Origin of the sequence: Tsukamurella hominis, from assembly GCF_965137015.1 — a bacterium.
In the GTDB taxonomy this organism is placed as follows: Bacteria; Actinomycetota; Actinomycetes; order Mycobacteriales; family Mycobacteriaceae; genus Tsukamurella; species Tsukamurella hominis.
The window spans coordinates 89,762-106,578 of sequence record NZ_CBCRZG010000010.1 but is presented as its reverse complement, the minus strand read 5'-3'; the positions used below and the strand labels follow the sequence as shown (position 1 = coordinate 106,578).

The window sequence follows — 16,817 nt, the reverse complement described above, 5'->3', positions numbered from 1 at the left end:
ATGTCGGTGCCGGACAGGGCGATCGTGACGACCGGAGAGAGCGGGTCGCCGGCCGGCGGCGGGCAGGCGGGGGGCGGACCCAGCGGCGCGAAGGAGCTCGTCGCCGCCCGCTCCCGCCTCCTCGACCGGGCATCGGGGCCCCACCGCCTCGACCCGGCGGCCCTCCGGGGCGCCCTGGCCGACCTCGCCGAGGTGTGGCTCACGACGCACGGCGCCGCCGCCGGCATCGGCCCGGACAGCGGGCTCGCCCTCGTCGCCGTCGGCGGCCTGGGGCGTCGTGAGTTGCTGCCGCACAGTGATTTCGACCTTCTGCTCGTGCACGACGACGGGCTTGACCCGGAACGCGTGACGGCCGTCGCCGAGAGCATCTGGTACCCGCTGTGGGACGCGCACATCAAGCTCGACCACAGTGTCCGCACCGTGCCCGAGGCGGTCCGCGTCGCCCAGTCCGATCTCACCGCGGCCCTCGGCCTGCTCGACGCCCGGCACATCGTCGGCGACGAGGAGATCACCAACCTGCTCATCAGCGGGGTGCGCCGGCAGTGGCGCGCCGACATCCGCTCCCGCGTCGACGACCTCGTCGATCAGGCCCGCGAGCGGTGGCGCCGCTCGGGGGAGATCGCCCACCGCGCCGAACCCGACCTCAAGAACGGCCGCGGCGGCATGCGCGACGTGCAGCTGCTCCAGGCCCTCTCGCTCGCCCAGTTGACCGACGGGATCCCGACACCGTCGGCCACCCCGAACGGCACCACCGGCAACGACCTCGCCGCCGCGTACTCCCGCCTGCTGGACGTCCGGACCGAGCTGCACCGCATCTCCGGCCGCGCCCGCGACCAGGTGCGCGCCCAGGAGGCCGACGAGATCGGCGCCGCACTCCGCCTCGGCGACCGGTTCGACCTGGCCCGCACCATCAGCGACAGCGGCCGCACCGTGGCCTACGCCGTCGACGTGGGGATCCGCACCGCGCAGAACGCCCTGCCGCGCCGCGGCTTCTCCCGGCTGCGCCGCCCGCCCATGCGGCGGCCCCTCGCCGAGGGCGTCGTCGAGCACGCGGGCGAGGTCACCCTCGCCCGCGACGCCCGGCCGGACCGCGACACGGGCCTCACCGTCCGCGTCGCCGCCGCGGCCGCCGCGTCCGGGTTGCCCATGTCGGCGTCCACCCTGGCCCGGCTCGCCGAGGTCACGCCCGCGCCGCGCAGCCCCTGGGCGGCGGAGACGGTCGCCGACCTGCTCGCGCTGCTCGGGGCCGGGCGCGGCGCCGTGCCCGTGATCGAGGCCCTCGACCGCACCGGCCTCTGGGGGCGCCTGCTGCCCGAGTGGGGCGCGGTCCGCGACCTCCCGCCGCGCGACGCGGTGCACACCTGGACCGTCGACCGGCACCTCATGGAGACCGCCGCGCACGCCGCCAATCGCGCCACCGACGTCGCCCGCCCCGACCTCCTGGTCCTCGGCGCGCTGCTGCACGACCTGGGCAAGGGCCGCGGAGGCGATCACAGCGTGATCGGCGCCGAGCTCGCCGAGGCCATCGCCGCCCGGCTCGGGCTCTCCGCCGAGGACACCGCCCTGCTCGCCGCGATGGTCCGGCACCACCTTCTGCTGCCCGCGGTCGCCACCCGGCGTGACCTCGACGACCCCGCGACCATCGAGATGGTCGCCGACACGATCGGCCACGACCCCGTCCTGTTGGAGCTGCTGCACGCCCTCGCCGAGGCGGACTCGCTCGCCACCGGGCCCGGCGTCTGGGGCGAATGGAAGTCGCGGCTCATCGGCGAACTCGTCCGCCGCACCGGCCGCGTGCTGGACGGCCAGCCCGCCCCGCAGCCCGGTCCCGTGCCCGAGGAGGTGGCGGCGCTCGCCGCCGCCGGCGGCACGCACGTGCGGATCACCCCGGCGCCGGAGGCCGGGCCGCACACCTTCACCGTCGCCGTGGTGGGTCCCGACCGGCGCGGCGTCCTCGCCCGGATGGCCGCGGTGCTCGCGCTCGCGGGCCTGCGGGTGCAGAGCGCGTCCGTCGGCGCCGCGGGGGAGTCCGCGGTCAACACGTTCCTCGTGGTCCCTACGTTCGGCGACCCGCCCGATCCGGCCGTCGTCCGGCAGCGGCTGCTCGCCGCGCTGGACGGTGCCGACGTCCTCGCGGAGCTACGGGCCCGCGAGCGCGCGGCGGCGGCCCCCGTCGACGGCACCGCGGCCGCCCCGCCGCTGCGGGTGGCCGCGCCGCCCCGGCTGCGCTGGTTCGACGGTGCGCCCGGCACCGTCGTCCTCGAGGTCCGCTCCGGCGACACGCCCGGCCTGCTCGCGCGAGTCGCCGGTGCCCTCGACGACGCGGGCATCGACGTCCGGTGGGCCAAGGTCGCCACCCTCGGCGCGACCGCCGTCGACGTCTTCTGCCTGGCGGTGCCCGGCGACGAGCAGGCCGTGCGGGCAGGCGCCGAGGAGGCGGTCATCGCCGTCCTGCCCGAGGCCGCGCCGCCTGCGGCACCGGACGACGAGCAGACCCGATAGTCTGGAGCAATGTTCGAATCCCTCTCCGATCGGCTCACAGGCGCGCTCAAGGACCTGCGCGGCAAGGGCCGGCTCACCGACGCCGACATCGACTCGACGGCGCGCGAGATCCGGCTCGCGCTGCTCGAGGCCGACGTCGCGCTGCCCGTGGTGCGCGCCTTCGTCGCCCGGGTCAAGGAGCGGGCCAAGGGCCACGAGGTCTCGGCCGCGCTCAACCCCGCGCAGCAGATCGTCAAGATCGTCAACGAGGAGCTCGTCGCCATCCTCGGCGGCGAGACCCGGCGGCTGAACCTGGCGAAGACTCCGCCGACCGTCATCATGCTGGCCGGCCTGCAGGGCGCCGGTAAGACCACGCTCGCCGGCAAGCTGGCCGCGTTCCTCAAGAAGCAGGGCCACACGCCCATGCTCGTGGCCTGCGACCTGCAGCGTCCGGGCGCCGTCGACCAGCTGAAGATCGTCGGCGAGCGGGCCGGCGTGCCGACCTACGCGCCGCACCCCGGCACCTCCGTCGGCGGCGAGGGCGCGCTCGGCGTCAGCGCGGCCGACCCCGTCGAGGTCGCACGCGGCGGCATCGCGGAGGCCCGGGCGAAGCAGCACGACGTCGTGATCGTCGACACCGCGGGCCGCCTCGGCATCGACGAGGAGCTGATGGGGCAGGCCAAGGCGATCCGCGACGCCGTCGACCCCGACGAGGTGCTGTTCGTCCTCGACGCCATGATCGGCCAGGACGCGGTGACCACCGCGCAGGCCTTCGCCGACGGCGTCGACTTCACCGGCGTCGTGCTCACCAAGCTCGACGGCGACGCCCGCGGCGGCGCGGCCCTCTCGGTCCGCGAGATCACCGGCAAGCCGATCCTGTTCGCGTCCACGGGCGAGAAGCTCGACGACTTCGACGTCTTCCACCCCGACCGGATGAGCTCCCGGATCCTCGGCATGGGCGACGTGCTCTCGCTCATCGAGCAGGCCGAGCAGCACATGGATCAGCAGAAGGCGGAGGAGGCGGCCGCCAAGATCACCTCCGGCGAGCTGACCCTCGAGGACTTCCTCGATCAGATGCTGATGATCCGCAAGATGGGCCCCATCGGGAACCTGCTGGGCATGCTGCCCGGAGCGGGCCAGATGAAGGACGCCCTCGCCGCCGTCGACGACAGCCAGCTCGACCGGATCCAGGCGATCATCCGCGGCATGACCCCGGCCGAGCGCGCCGACCCGAAGATCATCAACGCCTCGCGCCGCCTGCGCATCGCCAAGGGCTCCGGCGTCACCGTCACCGACGTGAACCAGCTGGTGGACCGCTTCTTCGAGGCGCGCAAGATGATGTCGCAGATGGCGGGCTTCGGCGGCGGCGCCCCGAAGCGGCTGTCCAAGCGCAAGCAGAAGGGCAAGCAGGGCAAGAAGAACAACCGCGCCCGGCAGACCGGACCCGCGGCGCCCCGCGCGGGCGGCTTCCCCGCCATGCCCGCCGGGATGGACCTGTCCGGGATGCCCCAGGGGCTCAACCAACTGCCGCCCGGCCTCGAGGGGATCGACATGGCCGCGCTCGAGGAGCAGCTCCGCAAGAAGCGGTAGCACCTCGCGAAACCGGCGGAATCCTGCGGTACGAGGCCACAAATGGCCTCGTACCGTCGAAATCGCCCGGTTTCACGACGTAGGGTTGCCCGGGTGAGCGATCTGCACTTCACCGGCGCCGTCCTGCCCGGCGGCGAGGGCGAGTTCTGGGTGTCCGACGGTGCGGTGCGATTCGACCCGCCCGGCGGCCCGGTCACCGAGCTGACCGGCTTCGCCGTCCCCGGCTACGTCGACGCGCACTGCCACGTCGGCATCGTCGAGGACGGCGAGCCCGACCTCGTGCGCGGCCGCGCGCTGGCGCTCGAGGACGTCGCCGTCGGCGTCACCGTGATCCGCGAACCCGGTTCCGACCTCGACACGTCGCCGCTGGACGGGCAGCCCGGCCTGCCGCGGTTCGTCCGCATGGGCCGGCACATCGCGCTGGTCAAGCGGTACACCCGCGGGCTGGGCGAGCAGCTCGAAGACCCGTCGCAGCTCGTCGACGCGGTGCGCCGGCGCGCCGCCGAGGGACACCCCTGGATCAAGTTGGTCGGGGACTGGATCGACCGGTCCGCGGGCGACCTCGCGCCGCTGTGGCCCGACGACGTGCTCGCCGAGGCCGTCGCCGCGGCCCACGACGCCGGCGCCCGGATCACCGCGCACGTCTTCGGCGAGGACGCCCTGCCGGGCCTGCTGGCCGCGGGCGTCGACGCGATCGAGCACGGCTCGGGCCTCACCGCCGATACCATCGAGATCATGGTCGAGAAGGGGATCGGCCTGGTGCCCACCATGATCCAGATCGAGAACTTCCCCTCCATCGCCGCCCCCGCGGCAGAGAAGTTCCCCACCTACCACCGGCACATGATGGCGCTGCACGACCGCCGCAAGGCCACGTTCCGGGCCGCCTGGGAGGCCGGCGTCGCCATGTACGCCGGCACCGACGCCGGCGGCTTCAACGTGCACGGCGCCCTGCCCCGGGAGATCGAGGCGCTCGCCGCCGTCATGCCCCCGGAGGAGGCGATCGCCGCCGCGTCCTGGCGGGCGCGGCAGTGGCTCGGCTTCGCCGGCCTCGACGACGGCGCCCCCGCCGACCTGGTGATCTACGACGAGGACCCGCGGGTCGCGCTCGCCCACGGCGCCCTGCCGGCACCGTCGGCCGTGGTGGTCCGGGGCGAGCTCGCCGACCTGCCGCGGTGAACCGCCGCGCTACGCGTGCGCGCGCAGCGCGGCGATGACCCACTCCGCCGCCGGCACCATCGCCGGGCGCGGAGGCCAGCCGTTCAGCACGCCCAGGAGCGACCAGTAGCGCTCGACCCGCGCGTCCGTGAAGGTCGCCATCTGATCGGCCATCGCGGCGCGGTCCGTGCCCTCCGGCAGGAGCGTCGCCAGCAGCGCCGCGGCCTCCGCCGAGCCCGGGGCGGTCCCGCTCTCCGCCGCCGTGCGGGCGGCCTCGAGGTCCACCATCACCGGCGGCTCGGTTGCCGCGGCGCCCGTGACCGCCATCTCGCGGGCCCGTGCCCGGAACTCCTCGTCCGCGACCAGCTCCGCCAGCTCGATCCACGCGTCGACCTGGGCGGGCGTCGGATCGTCGGGCAGTTCGGCGGGCATCGACCGCATCCCGTGCGCGATGTGCGCGCCGGGGGCGTCCGGGGCGATGCCGGCGAAGGCCTCGTCGACGAACGCATCAATGATCCGCTGGCGTTCGGCCGCGGACAGTGTCGCCATCTCGTGCATGATTCTCAACTCCTCGGTCGTGCTGTTCCTGGTGGCGACCGACCGCAGCACCGCCCGCCGGATCCGCAGCGTGCGGATCTCGGCGTCGAGGGCCTTCGCGTGCGCGTCGGCCACCGCGGCGAGGCCGACCTGCTCGGCGAGCACGGCGCGCACCGTCTTCACGTCGAGGCCCAGCGCGCGCAGCGTCCGCACCAGCTCGAGCCGCGCCACCGATTCCGCGTCGTACAGCCGGTATCCGGCCGCGCTGCGGATGGTGGGGACGAGGCCCTCGTCGGACCAGAACCGGATCGTCTTCACGGACGCCCCGGTGCGGGCCGCGACGTCGCCGATGCTGAACAGTGCGCTCTCGTCGGTCACGGGATCAGCCTGCGGTCTCCAGTGAGGGGAGAGTCAAGAGGCGCTGGTGCGGGCGATGCCGGCGAGGCTCTGGCCGCTCGGCTCCGACGGTGCCCGCTTCCGCTTCGGCCGCGGGCGGCCGACCCACCACTGCGCCTTCGGCGCGCGGCTCAGCAGCTCGACGATGCCGAGCGTGATCGCGATCGTCAGCACGTACGCGACCGCGGTGCCGAAGGGGGAGGGCAGCACCGTCGTCAGCCAGGAGGCACCGTCGGCCGTACGGGGGAGGAGCAGCGTCTCGAGGACCATGACGTGCACCAGGAAGACGCCGAAGGAGCGCTTGGCACCGTAGGAGGCGAAGCGGGTCAGCCGGGCCAGCCGGTGCCGGTTGCGGGCCAGCAGCAGGCCCACCGTGTACACCGCCGCCACCAGCACGACGTACAGCACGAAGTTGGCCGGCTGGAAGACCGCCGACGCCACGATGGGCGCGGTCTCGTCACTGAGGCGCACGCGGTAGAGCACCTGCGCGCCCAGCGCCACGAGCGCCGCGGCCGCGAAGATCAGCGGTGCGTGCCGCAGCAGGACCGCCTCGATCCGCTCGCGATGGAAGGCCGCGACGACGCCCAGCAGGATGAAGAACTGGTAGGGCACGAACGTGGCGTACAGGTGCCAGAAGTTCTCGCCCCACCATCCGGTGGTCGGGTTCCAGTAGGTCGCGGCGACGTAGATCCCCACCTGGAGGACCGCGCTCGCGGCGAGGATCGGGGCGTGGAACCGGCGGGTCCGCTCCGCGAACGCGAAGATCAGCGGGAACAGCAGGTAGATCTGCAGCGTGACGAAGATGAAGTACAGCTGGTAGCCGTTGGTGCCGCCCCACTTGAGGCTGTTCCAGAAGTCGCCCAGCTCGGTGGGGATCCTGCCGCCGTTGCCGGCGACCACCATGTCGTACGCCCAGTAGGCGAAGGCCCACAGCACGAACGGCGTGACGACCAGGGTGAGGCGCTTGCGCCAGAACTGCACCGGGCTCAGTCGTGCGCCGCGCTCCACGATGCCGTAGGCCAGCACCAGGCCCGTGAGGGCGAAGAAGGCGTTGCGGGTGAAGTGCAGGTTCATCGCGATCGCGTTGGTGACGGTGCCGTTGACCTCGTCGTTGGTGTTCGTCAGCGTGTGGATGAACACCACGAGGAGGAAGGTGATCGTGCGGACGAAGTCCAGCTGGTACAGATAGCCGCCGCGAGAACGGGCGACCGCGTCGCCGGCGGTCACCGGTGACGGGGCGGTGCGGTCCAGGTGCGTGGCCATATGTCTGAGTCTGCGGTCCGATCCTGCGAGGTGGCTGTCTGTGGCCTGGCAGGGGGCTACACCGGGCTGACGGTGCATCGCGCAGGCAACAACGGGGGTCGAGTTTACCCGTCGGTAACCATTGCTTTCGCAACATCGGCACCGAAGTGGCGCGTGTCACGCGATGGGAACCGTCTTCACCTCGACCCTAGCGGCCGGGCGGGATCGCGGCCCGGAGCCGCGTGTCGCGGGGTCAATAGTGGAAGACGGTCCGTCGCTCTCCCGGCCCGTCGGTCCGCGAGAGCCGGGTGAGCGCGGCGGCGAGATCGTCGCGGAGCTTGCCCGCGAGGTCGCCGGAGAAGCCCTCCCGGACGACGATCCGCAGCACTGTCACGTCCTGCGCGTCGGCGGGCATCGTGTACGCCGGCACCTGCCAGCCGTAGGCGCGCAGTTCGTGGGAGACGTCGAAGGCGGTGAACGGCGCGGCGTCGTCGACGGTGAGAGTCACGACCGGCAACGCCGAGCCCTCGGTGACGACCTGCAGGTGCGGCAGTGCGGCGACCTCCTTCGCCAGCCAGGTCGCCGTTCCGCGCAGGGCCCGCATGATCTTGGTGTACCCGTCGCGGCCGAGGCGGATGAAGTTGTAGTACTGGCCGATGATCTGCGCGCCGGGGCGGGAGAAGTTGAGGGTGAAGGTGGGCATGTCGCCGCCGAGGTAGTTCACCCGGAAGACCAGGTCCTCGTCGAGGGCCGCCCGGTCGCGGAAGACCACGAACCCGATGCCCGGATACGTCAGCCCGAACTTGTGGCCCGAGGCGTTGATCGACGCGACCCGCGGCAGCCGGAAGTCCCACACGAGGTCGGGGTCGAGAAAGGGGGCGACGAAGCCGCCGCTGGCGGCGTCGACGTGGACCGGCACATCGGGGCCGCCCTGCGCCGCCAGATCGTCGAGCGCGGCGCAGACCCCTGCCACGTCCTCATACTCGCCGGTGAACGTGGTGCCGAGGATCGTCACGGCACCGATGGTGTTCTCGTCGACGGCGGCCCGCACCTGCTCCGGCGTGATCACGTAGCGCCCGGGTTCGATCGGCAGGTACACCGGCTCGACGTCGAAGTAGCGGCAGAACTTCTCCCACACGACCTGCACGTTCGACCCCAGGACCAGCTTCGGTGCGCTCGCGTCCAGGCCCCGTGCCCGGCGGGCCTTCCGCCAGCGCCACTTCAGCGCGAGGCCGGCCAGCATGACGGCCTCCGAGGAGCCGATCGTCGACGTGCCCGTCGCCGAGGCGGGGTCGGCCGGGTCCAGACCGGGGGCGTGGAACAGATCGGCCACGATCGCCACGGTCCGCGCGTCGATCGCGGACGTCGCCGGGTACTCGTCGTGGTCGATCGCGTTCTTGTCGAAGGACTCGGACATCAGGGCCTGGCCCTGCGGCTCCATCCAGGTGGTGACGAAGGTCGCGAGGTTCATCCGCGACTGGCCGTCGAGCATGAGCTCGTCGTGGATGAAGCGGTACGCCTCCGACGGCGTGGTCTCACCGTCCGCGAGCCGGGCGCGGGGGAGCGGGTCGGTACCGAGTCGTCCGGCGTAGGCGGGGATGAGGAAGGCGTCGTCGTCGAGGGGATTCGTGCCCATGGCCGAACGCTACCGCCGCGCGCCCGCCGCGGCAGGCCGAGCGCCGGCGGACGACGGCGGGAGCGCGGTCACGCGATTTCGCGCCGGTCGCACGGCGTGGCAGAATGGAGCGCTGCTGACCGGCAGCGGCTGAGATACCGCCCCGGCGGTCACGCAACCAGACGGCAAAACCGGGTGCGTTCATCCTGACGCATCGCTGAATTGCACACGTGACTACACGAAGGAACCACAGGCACATGGCTGTCAAGATCAAGCTCACGCGGCTCGGCAAGATCCGCAACCCCCAGTACCGCGTCGTCATCGCCGACTCGCGCACCCGCCGCAACGGCCGCGCGATCGAGTCGATCGGCAAGTACCACCCCAAGGAGGAGCCGTCGCTCATCGCGATCGACTCCGAGCGCGTGCAGTACTGGCTGGGTGTCGGCGCGCAGCCGACCGAGCCGGTCCTCGCCCTGCTGAAGATCACCGGTGACTGGCAGAAGTTCAAGGGTCTCCCCGGCGCCGAGGGCACCCTGAAGACCGCCGCCGAGAAGCCGTCCAAGCTGGACCTCTTCAACGCGGCCCTCGCCGCGGCCGACAAGGAGCCCGCCGCGGCCGCCACCACGCCCAAGAAGAAGGCGGAGAAGAAGGCCGACGAGGCGCCTGCAGAGGCTGCTGAGGCTCCCGCCGAGGCTCCGGCCGAGGGCGAGTAATGAGCGCCGTCGTCGCCGATGCCGTCGAGCACCTCGTGCGCGGCATCGTGTCGAACCCGGACGACGTCCGCGTCGACCTCATCACCGGCCGTCGTGGCCGCGTGATCGAGGTCCACGTGAACCCGGACGACCTGGGCAAGGTCATCGGCCGCAGTGGCCGTACCGCGACCGCCCTGCGCACCCTCGTCACCGGCATCGGTGGCAAGGGCATCCGGATCGACGTCGTCGACACCGATCGGGTCCGCTGACCCGATGGAGCTCGTGATCGGCCGCGTCGCCAAGTCGCACGGCATCCGCGGCGAGATCGTCGTGGAGGTGCGCACCGATTCGCCCGAGCTCCGCTTCGCGGACGGCGCCGTCCTCACCGGTCGGCGCCCCCGTGAGAAGAACACCCAGACGTACACCGTGGCAGCCTCCCGGAACCATTCCGGGAGGCTGCTGGTGCGTCTGCAGGGCGTGAACGATCGCACCGCCGCCGACGAACTGCGCGGCACGCTGTTCCTCATCGATTCCGCCGACGTCGAGCCGAGCGACGACCCCGACGAGTTCTACGATCACGAGCTCGAGGGCCTCGCCGTCCGCACCGTCGGAGGGGAGGATGTGGGCACGATCGCCGAGGTGCTGCACGCGCCCGGCGGCGAGCTGCTGTCGGTGAAGGCGCCCGACGGCCGCGAGATCCTCATCCCGTTCGTCACCGCGATCGTCCCCGACATCGACGTCGCCGGCGGCGTCGTCACCGTCGACCCGCCCGAGGGGCTCCTGGACCCCGAATGATGCGCATCGACGTCATCACGATCTTCCCCGAGTACCTCGCGCCGCTGCGGCAGGCGCTGCTCGGCAAGGCCGTCGACAAGGGCCTGCTCGAGTTCGGCGTGCACGACCTGCGCGACTGGACCCACGACGTGCACAAGGCCGTCGACGACTCGCCCTACGGCGGCGGGCCCGGCATGGTCATGAAGCCCACCGTCTGGGGCCCCGCCCTCGACGACGTCTGTCCCGACGACGCCCTGCTCGTCGTCCCCACCCCCGCCGGCGTCCAGTTCACGCAGGCCATGGCCCACGAATGGGCCCGCGAGGAGCACATCGTCTTCGCCTGCGGCCGCTACGAGGGCATCGACCAGCGCGTCTTCGACGACGCCGCCCGCCGCGTCCGCGTGGTCGAGGTGTCCATCGGCGATTACGTCCTCATCGGCGGCGAGGTCGCCGTCCTCGTCATGGTCGAGGCCTTCGGCCGGCTCATTCCCGGCGTGCTGGGCAACAAGCTCAGCCACCAGGACGACTCCTTCTCCGACGGTGCCGGCGGCCTCCTTGAAGGCCCCTCGTACACGCGGCCCGAGACCTGGCGCGATCTCACCGTGCCGCCGGTCCTGCTGTCGGGCGATCACGCCAAGGTCGCGCTGTGGCGCCGCGAGCAGTCCCTCGCGCGGACCGCGGACCGTCGGCCGGATCTGTTGCCGCCCGACGGCGCCGAGACCACGGCCTGACGGTCGGTCGCCACGCCGCACGTCCCGGGCGCGATGAGCGCTGGGAACGGATCGACGGTCGGTATCGTCAACCCGGGGAACGGTGCCGGCGCGATCGCACCGTCACGGACCAGGCGATCGGCGCCCGGGAGGAGGACGAGTGGCACGGACACCGGCGCCGGGCGCGACGTCGCCCGGTTCGACGCGGACGCGTCTGCCGCTCCTCGTCGGGATCGCCGTGGCCCTCGGCGCGGCGATGATCGCCTGGGCCGCCGTGCGGGTCTCCGACACCCGCCCCGGGTCCACCGCCGGGGCGGTCGCCGGCACCGCGGCCCTGGCGGGCCTCGTCGCCGCCGCCGTCGCGTGGTTCGTCGCGGACCGGGTCCTGCGGCGGGTCGGGGTGCTGGAGCGGCGCTTCCGCGACCTCGCCGACGGTGACCCCCGGCTGCGCGTGGACGAGCCCGACGGCGACGACGAGCTCACGCGCCTGGCGCGCACGCTCAACGACGCCCTCGACCGCCGCCAGCGCGGCGCCGAGCGGCGACTCGACTTCGTGGGCGACGCCGCGGACGCACTGCGCGGCCCCCTGGCCGCGGTCCACACGGACCTGAAGGCGGCGAGCAGGCCCGGTGGACCCGACCCTGCGCACGCGGTGCAGCGGGGGCTCGCCGCCACCGAGCGACTGCAGGTGGCCGCCGCCGACGTGCTGCTCCTCGCCCGGCTGCGCGCCGGCGATCGCCCGCGCCGCGAGATCCTGCCGTGGTTCGAGGTGATGACCGACGTGCGCGCCCCGGCCCGGGCCGCCTTCTCCGTCGAGGGCGATCTCACGACCCTGGTGCTCGGCGCCCGCACCCACCTGACCGTGCTCATGCAGTACCTCCTCGACGAGGCCGCGCGGCACGCCGAGACGGCCGTTGTGCTGCGGATCGCGACGTTCGACGACGCCGTCGTCCTCCGCGTCGACGACGACGGCCCGCCCATCCCTGCCGCCGAGCGCGCGCGGGCCTTCGCGCCCTTCGAGGAACCGGACCGTCTCCGCGCCGACGGCACCGGACTCGCGCTGGTCATCGTCGAGGAGATCGTCCGCGCGCACGGGGGTTCCGTCCGCATCGAGGACTCGCCGCGCGGCGGGTCGCGCCTGCGGGTGGAGTTCCCCGCGGTGCGCGGCGACAGCCTTCCGGACTGGGAGGCCCCGGCACCCGGCCCGCACTGATCGCCGCCGAACCCGCACCCTGCGCGCGCCCGCACGGCATGATGGGTCGCGAGCGGGCGTGGGGGCGCCGGCGGATTCGGGGGAATCATGGCTCAGATCAGCGGTGCCGCGGCGCTGCTCGCGGACGTGGAGCGCCGCGAGGCGGAACTCGCGCGGCTCGATGAGGAGTTCCGCACCGCCCGGGTGACGGCGCGGTCGCAGGACCGGACCGTCGCCGTCACCGTCGACGTCCGGGGGCACGTCGTGGATGTGGAGCTGGCGCCGGGGACGCCGCGCGCGCATCCGCCGGAACGCCTGGGCCCCTTGATCGCCGAGCTCGCGGCCCGCGCCGCCGCCACCCTGCGCGAGCACTACGAGCGGCGCGCCGAGCTGACCCGGGTGCCGCGATGATCTTCGAACTCGACCCGGACGCGTGGGAACGGGAGGCGCGCACCGTCGACGCGCTCGCGGACTCCCTGCCCGCACCGGAGCCGCTGCCGCTCCCGGACGATCGGTACGCCCTCGCGCTCGGCGACGTCCCCGCCGCGTCCGACGCCGCGGCGAGGGAGCTGCACGCCGCCGCCGTCGCCGAGCTGCGCGCGCTGGCGGCGCGGATCCGGAACGGGGCCCGACGCGCGGCCGGAACCGACCGCGCCGCGGCCGAGGCGATCGAGGCCGTCGGGTGACCGGCCCCGCGTTCTGGCCGGCGGAACCGGGCCCGTACGTCGCGACCGTCGAGGGGTACCTCGCCGCGCACGACGCGGCCCGCCGGATCGCCGCCGGCCTCGGGACTGCCCCGCCGGCGGGCGCTCTCGTCGCCGCGGCCGAGCTCGACGGGGCCCGGGCGGAGTTCCACGCGCAGTACGCGCAGCTCGTCGACGACACCCGCACCCGCATGACCGACGTGGCCGCGCGCACGGCCCTGGCCCGGCTGGAGGCGCGCGGCCAGAACCCGCCCGGCGACCCCGGTGCCGAGCAGTCCGCCGACCTCGCGGACGAACGCGGCCGGGCCGAGACCGAGGACGCCGCCGAGGAGGCCCGCCGACGAGCCGCCGAACTCGGGGCGGGGCACGGCGCCGCGCTCGGCGCCTTTGCGTCCGTGGCCGGCATGGGGATGCTCGGCCGGGCCCTCGGTGCCGACGGTGCCCACCGGTCGGCGCACTACGCGGTGCCCGCCTCCGCGCCGGCGGACCTCGACCTGCGGCTGCGGGAGGTGTGCGCGGCGGTCACGGGGCCCGCGCGCGGCTGGGTGCGGATGGCCGTCGCCGAGGTGACCGACGAGGCGGGCCGGCCGTGGCGGCTCGTCGGCACCACGGAGCTCGACGGCTACCTGCGGCCCGGTGTGATCCTGCGCGACGGCGAGCTCGCCGCCGGCAACGAGGCCTGGCCCGAGCTGTCCATCGCGACCTTCTGCGCGGCGCATGGTTTCGCGCCGGGCCCGGTGGTGGGCGCGGCCCCGCCGCCGCCCGACGTGTGCGAGTACCTGCGCGCCGCCGGCTTCGCGCCGACGTGGTCGTCCGACGCGTGGTCCACCGACTGGGAGGGCGCCGATGCACCGCTCGAGTAGCCTGCCGGACCTCGCCGAGGCCGTCGCCGCGGTGCCCGCCGACCGGCGGCACGCCGCGGGGCTGGCCCTCGTCGCCGGGGCCCTGGACCGCGCCGCCGATCCCGCCCTCGATGCCGCGGGCGAGGTGCTCCTCGACGAGCGGCGCGCGCCCGGATCCCGGCGGAGCGAGGCGGATCGCCTGGCCGCCGCGGCCGACCACCTGGACCGCGAGGCGCACGCGCGCCGCCTCGACGGGGACCACACCGGCTACATCCTGGGTTTCCAGTCCGCGCGGGTGATGGCGGCCCTGCACTTCCTCGTGCGCGACGGCGGCGCCGGATTGGCCGACGTCGCGTACGAGGCCGTCATGGTGTGCGGCGCCACCGAGCCGGTGATCGCCGAACTCGTCGGTGCCCGCCGGTAGGGTGGCCGCGTGAATTCGAGCGCGCCCGTGAAGTCCGTATCCGCCCGCATCGCCGAGGAGCTCTCGGTGGGGGAGAACCAGGTGGCCGCCGCGGTCCAGCTGCTGGACGAGGGGTCGACGGTCCCGTTCATCGCCCGGTACCGCAAGGAGGTCACCGGCAGCCTGGACGACGCGCAACTGCGCACGCTGGAGGAGCGGCTCGGCTACCTGCGCGAGCTCGACGATCGCCGCGCCGCGGTGATCGCCTCCATCGAGGAGCAGGGCAAGCTGACGCCGGAGCTGCGCGCCGCGCTGCTCGCGGCCGACACCAAGGCCCGCGTCGAGGACATCTACCTCCCGTACAAGGTCAAGCGCCGCACCAAGGCGCAGATCGCGCGGGAGAACGGCCTGCAGCCGCTGGCCGAGCGCCTGCTCGCGGACCCCACGCTGGTGCCCGAGGAGCTGGCCGCGGAGTATCTCGGCGAGAACGTCGCCGACGCCGCGGCGGCGCTCGAGGGCGCGCGGCACATCCTCGTCGAGCGGGCGGCCGAGGACGCCGAGCTGGTGGGCACCGTGCGCGAGAAGTTCTGGGCCGATTCCACGCTGCGCACGGGCGTGCGCGAGGGTGCCGACCCGCAGAAGGCGCAGAAGTTCCGCGACTACTTCGAGTTCTCCGAGCCGCTCGACCAGATGCCCTCGCACCGGGTACTCGCCGTGCTCCGCGGTGAGAAGGAGGAGGTGCTCTCGCTGCAGTTCGACGGCGGTGAGGACGCCGACTACGAGGCGATGGTCGCCGCCACGCTCGGGATCTCGAACCAGGGGCGCCCGGCCGACAAGTGGCTCGGCACCGTCGCGCGGTGGGCCTGGCGCACGAAGCTGATGGTCTCCGCGACCGTCGACGCGCGGACCCGGCTGCGCCAGAGCGCCGAGGACGACGCCGTGCACGTCTTCGCCACCAACCTCAAGGACCTGCTGCTGGCGGCGCCCGCCGGTACCCGGCCCACCCTGGGCCTCGACCCGGGCTTCCGCAACGGCGTCAAGACCGCCGTCGTCGACGGCACCGGCAAGGTGCTCGACACCCTGATCATCTACCCGCACCAGCCGCAGAACCAGTGGGACAAGTCCAAGGCACTGCTGGCGGCGCTCATCGCCCGGCACGACGTGGAGCTGGTCGCCATCGGCAACGGCACCGCATCGCGCGAGACCGACGCGCTGACCACCGAGCTGCTCGGCGAGATCAAGAAGGCGGGGGCGAAGGTCCCGGCCAAGGCGGTCGTGAGCGAGGCGGGCGCGTCGATCTACTCGGCGTCGGAGTACGCCTCGCAGGAGCTGCCGGACATGGACGTCTCCCTGCGCGGGGCGGTCTCCATCGCCCGTCGCCTGCAGGATCCGCTGGCAGAGCTGGTGAAGATCGATCCCAAGTCGATCGGCGTCGGTCAGTACCAGCACGACGTCTCGCAGGCCAGCCTCGCCAAGTCGCTCGACGCGGTCGTCGAGGATGCGGTGAACGCCGTCGGCGTCGACCTCAACACCGCGTCGGCCCCGCTCCTCGCGCGCGTCTCCGGCGTGACCGAGAACCTGGCGGCCGCGATCGTCGCGCACCGGGACGGCGCCGGCGCCTTCCGCAGCCGCAAGGGCCTGCTGGACGTGCCGCGCCTCGGCCCCAAGGCCTTCGAGCAGTGCGCCGGCTTCCTCCGGATCCGCGGCGGCGACGACCCGCTCGACGCCTCGGGCGTGCACCCCGAGGCGTACCCCGTGGTGCGGAAGATCCTCGACCGCTCCGGGCTGGCCCTCGCCGAGCTCATCGGCAACGGCCCGGCGCTGGCGAAGCTGCGGCCCGCGGACATCGCGGCCGAACTCGCCGACGAGCGCTTCGGCGTCCCGACGGTGACCGACATCCTCGCCGAGCTGGAGAAGCCGGGCCGCGATCCGCGTCCCGCCTTCGCCACCGCGACCTTCGCCGCCGGCGTCGAGAAGGTGTCCGACCTCACGCCGGGCATGGTGCTGGAGGGCGTGGTCACCAACGTCGCCGCGTTCGGCGCGTTCATCGACGTGGGGGTGCACCAGGACGGCCTCGTCCACGTCTCCGCCATGTCGGACCGGTACGTCTCCGACCCGCACGAGGTGGTCAAGTCCGGCCAGGTCGTCAAGGTCAAGGTGGTCGACGTGGACGTCGAGCGCCAGCGGATCGGTCTCTCGCTGCGCCTGAACGACGACGCCGCCCCCAAGGAGCGCGGACCGCGCGGCGGGGGAGCGCAGCGCGGCGGCGGTCCTCGGGGCGGCGGTCCGCGCGGCGACGCCCGCGGTGGGCAGCCGAGTGGTGGCCAGCGCGGGCAGGGTGGACACGGCGGCCAGAACCGCGGCCAGGGGCAGCGGGGCGGCGGCCAGAACCGGTCGTCGCGCGGCGGTGGGCAGGCGGCACCGTCGGGCTCGATGGCGGACGCGCTGCGCAAGGCGGGCTTCGGGAAGTAGTCCCCGCGCACG

16 protein-coding genes are annotated in these 16,817 nt (G+C 73.6%); 13 read left to right on the top strand and 3 right to left on the bottom strand.

The genetic code is table 11. The annotated features are described in order from the left end of the window. The 3 genes from ACM9LD_RS14365 to ACM9LD_RS14355 all read left to right on the top strand — a co-directional run bounded on the left by ACM9LD_RS14365 (position 1) and on the right by ACM9LD_RS14355 (position 5,247). Complete coding sequence (locus tag ACM9LD_RS14365) at positions 1–2,502, top strand: [protein-PII] uridylyltransferase (protein WP_415677300.1); 2,502 nt, start codon at positions 1–3, stop codon at positions 2,500–2,502. A 9-nt stretch (positions 2,503–2,511) separates the two neighbouring features. Continuing rightward, the gene (gene ffh, locus ACM9LD_RS14360; protein ID WP_415677299.1) at positions 2,512–4,071 is read left to right on the top strand and encodes a signal recognition particle protein; all 1,560 of its coding nucleotides are present in this window, start codon (positions 2,512–2,514) and stop codon (positions 4,069–4,071) included. 93 nt (positions 4,072–4,164) lie between these two features. Then, entirely contained in the window at positions 4,165–5,247 is a 1,083-nt protein-coding gene (locus tag ACM9LD_RS14355) for an amidohydrolase family protein (protein ID WP_415677298.1), read from the top strand. Between the two features lie 9 nt (positions 5,248–5,256). Here the strand turns inward: ACM9LD_RS14355 and ACM9LD_RS14350 are convergent, their stop codons facing one another. From ACM9LD_RS14350 to ACM9LD_RS14340, 3 genes are all read right to left on the bottom strand, one after another. Further along, entirely contained in the window at positions 5,257–6,141 is an 885-nt protein-coding gene (locus tag ACM9LD_RS14350; protein ID WP_415677297.1) for a MerR family transcriptional regulator, read from the bottom strand. Between the two features lie 33 nt (positions 6,142–6,174). Continuing rightward, entirely contained in the window at positions 6,175–7,422 is a 1,248-nt protein-coding gene (locus ACM9LD_RS14345) for an acyltransferase (protein WP_415677296.1), read from the bottom strand. A gap of 232 nt (positions 7,423–7,654) precedes the next feature. Continuing rightward, a complete protein-coding gene (locus ACM9LD_RS14340) occupies positions 7,655–9,037 on the bottom strand; it encodes a glutamate decarboxylase (protein WP_415677295.1) in 1,383 nt (460 codons plus the stop codon). Between the two features lie 236 nt (positions 9,038–9,273). On the opposite strand from ACM9LD_RS14340, the gene rpsP reads away from it, so the two are divergent. The 10 genes from rpsP to ACM9LD_RS14290 all read left to right on the top strand — a co-directional run bounded on the left by rpsP (position 9,274) and on the right by ACM9LD_RS14290 (position 16,805). Next, positions 9,274–9,729, top strand: coding sequence for a 30S ribosomal protein S16 (gene rpsP, locus ACM9LD_RS14335; protein WP_415677294.1), 456 nt, complete (start codon positions 9,274–9,276; stop codon positions 9,727–9,729). Continuing rightward, positions 9,729–9,977 carry an RNA-binding protein gene (locus ACM9LD_RS14330; RefSeq protein ID WP_013126270.1) on the top strand — a complete coding sequence of 83 codons (249 nt, stop codon included), beginning with the start codon at positions 9,729–9,731 and terminating at the stop codon, positions 9,975–9,977. Before rpsP ends, ACM9LD_RS14330 begins: the two co-directional genes overlap by 1 nt. 4 nt (positions 9,978–9,981) lie before the next feature. Then, positions 9,982–10,503 carry a ribosome maturation factor RimM gene (gene rimM / locus ACM9LD_RS14325; protein ID WP_415677293.1) on the top strand — a complete coding sequence of 174 codons (522 nt, stop codon included), beginning with the start codon at positions 9,982–9,984 and terminating at the stop codon, positions 10,501–10,503. Beyond that, positions 10,503–11,213 (top strand): tRNA (guanosine(37)-N1)-methyltransferase TrmD, encoded by a 711-nt coding sequence (trmD, locus tag ACM9LD_RS14320; protein WP_415677346.1) that lies wholly within the window; start codon positions 10,503–10,505, stop codon positions 11,211–11,213. Before rimM ends, trmD begins: the two co-directional genes overlap by 1 nt. Positions 11,214–11,352: 139 nt before the next feature. Then, a complete protein-coding gene (locus ACM9LD_RS14315) occupies positions 11,353–12,405 on the top strand; it encodes a HAMP domain-containing sensor histidine kinase (RefSeq protein ID WP_415677292.1) in 1,053 nt (350 codons plus the stop codon). A gap of 87 nt (positions 12,406–12,492) precedes the next feature. Beyond that, positions 12,493–12,795 (top strand): YbaB/EbfC family nucleoid-associated protein, encoded by a 303-nt coding sequence (locus tag ACM9LD_RS14310; protein WP_415677291.1) that lies wholly within the window; start codon positions 12,493–12,495, stop codon positions 12,793–12,795. Further along, a complete protein-coding gene (locus ACM9LD_RS14305) occupies positions 12,792–13,070 on the top strand; it encodes a hypothetical protein (protein WP_415677290.1) in 279 nt (92 codons plus the stop codon). The genes ACM9LD_RS14310 and ACM9LD_RS14305 overlap by 4 nt, the downstream gene beginning before the upstream one ends. Continuing rightward, a complete protein-coding gene (locus ACM9LD_RS14300; protein WP_415677289.1) occupies positions 13,067–13,951 on the top strand; it encodes a hypothetical protein in 885 nt (294 codons plus the stop codon). Before ACM9LD_RS14305 ends, ACM9LD_RS14300 begins: the two co-directional genes overlap by 4 nt. Next, positions 13,935–14,354, top strand: a complete 420-nt coding sequence (locus ACM9LD_RS14295) for a hypothetical protein (RefSeq protein WP_415677288.1) — start codon at positions 13,935–13,937, stop codon at positions 14,352–14,354. Before ACM9LD_RS14300 ends, ACM9LD_RS14295 begins: the two co-directional genes overlap by 17 nt. Positions 14,355–14,363: 9 nt before the next feature. After that, positions 14,364–16,805, top strand: coding sequence for a Tex family protein (locus ACM9LD_RS14290; RefSeq protein ID WP_415677287.1), 2,442 nt, complete (start codon positions 14,364–14,366; stop codon positions 16,803–16,805). The last annotated feature ends 12 nt before the right edge of the window (positions 16,806–16,817 follow it).

Excerpts from the sequence above, each read along its gene's own strand:
- ACM9LD_RS14365 (WP_415677300.1), top strand. The coding sequence starts at position 1 with ATGTCGGTGCCGGACAGGGCGATCGTGACGACCGGAGAGAGCGGGTCG.
- ffh (WP_415677299.1), top strand. The coding sequence starts at position 2,512 with ATGTTCGAATCCCTCTCCGATCGGCTCACAGGCGCGCTCAAGGACCTG.
- ACM9LD_RS14345 (WP_415677296.1), bottom strand. The coding sequence starts at position 7,422 with ATGGCCACGCACCTGGACCGCACCGCCCCGTCACCGGTGACCGCCGGC.
- ACM9LD_RS14340 (WP_415677295.1), bottom strand. The coding sequence starts at position 9,037 with ATGGGCACGAATCCCCTCGACGACGACGCCTTCCTCATCCCCGCCTAC.
- rpsP (WP_415677294.1), top strand. The coding sequence starts at position 9,274 with ATGGCTGTCAAGATCAAGCTCACGCGGCTCGGCAAGATCCGCAACCCC.
- ACM9LD_RS14330 (WP_013126270.1), top strand. The coding sequence starts at position 9,729 with ATGAGCGCCGTCGTCGCCGATGCCGTCGAGCACCTCGTGCGCGGCATC.
- rimM (WP_415677293.1), top strand. The coding sequence starts at position 9,982 with ATGGAGCTCGTGATCGGCCGCGTCGCCAAGTCGCACGGCATCCGCGGC.
- trmD (WP_415677346.1), top strand. The coding sequence starts at position 10,503 with ATGCGCATCGACGTCATCACGATCTTCCCCGAGTACCTCGCGCCGCTG.
- ACM9LD_RS14310 (WP_415677291.1), top strand. The coding sequence starts at position 12,493 with ATGGCTCAGATCAGCGGTGCCGCGGCGCTGCTCGCGGACGTGGAGCGC.
- ACM9LD_RS14305 (WP_415677290.1), top strand. The coding sequence starts at position 12,792 with ATGATCTTCGAACTCGACCCGGACGCGTGGGAACGGGAGGCGCGCACC.
- ACM9LD_RS14295 (WP_415677288.1), top strand. The coding sequence starts at position 13,935 with ATGCACCGCTCGAGTAGCCTGCCGGACCTCGCCGAGGCCGTCGCCGCG.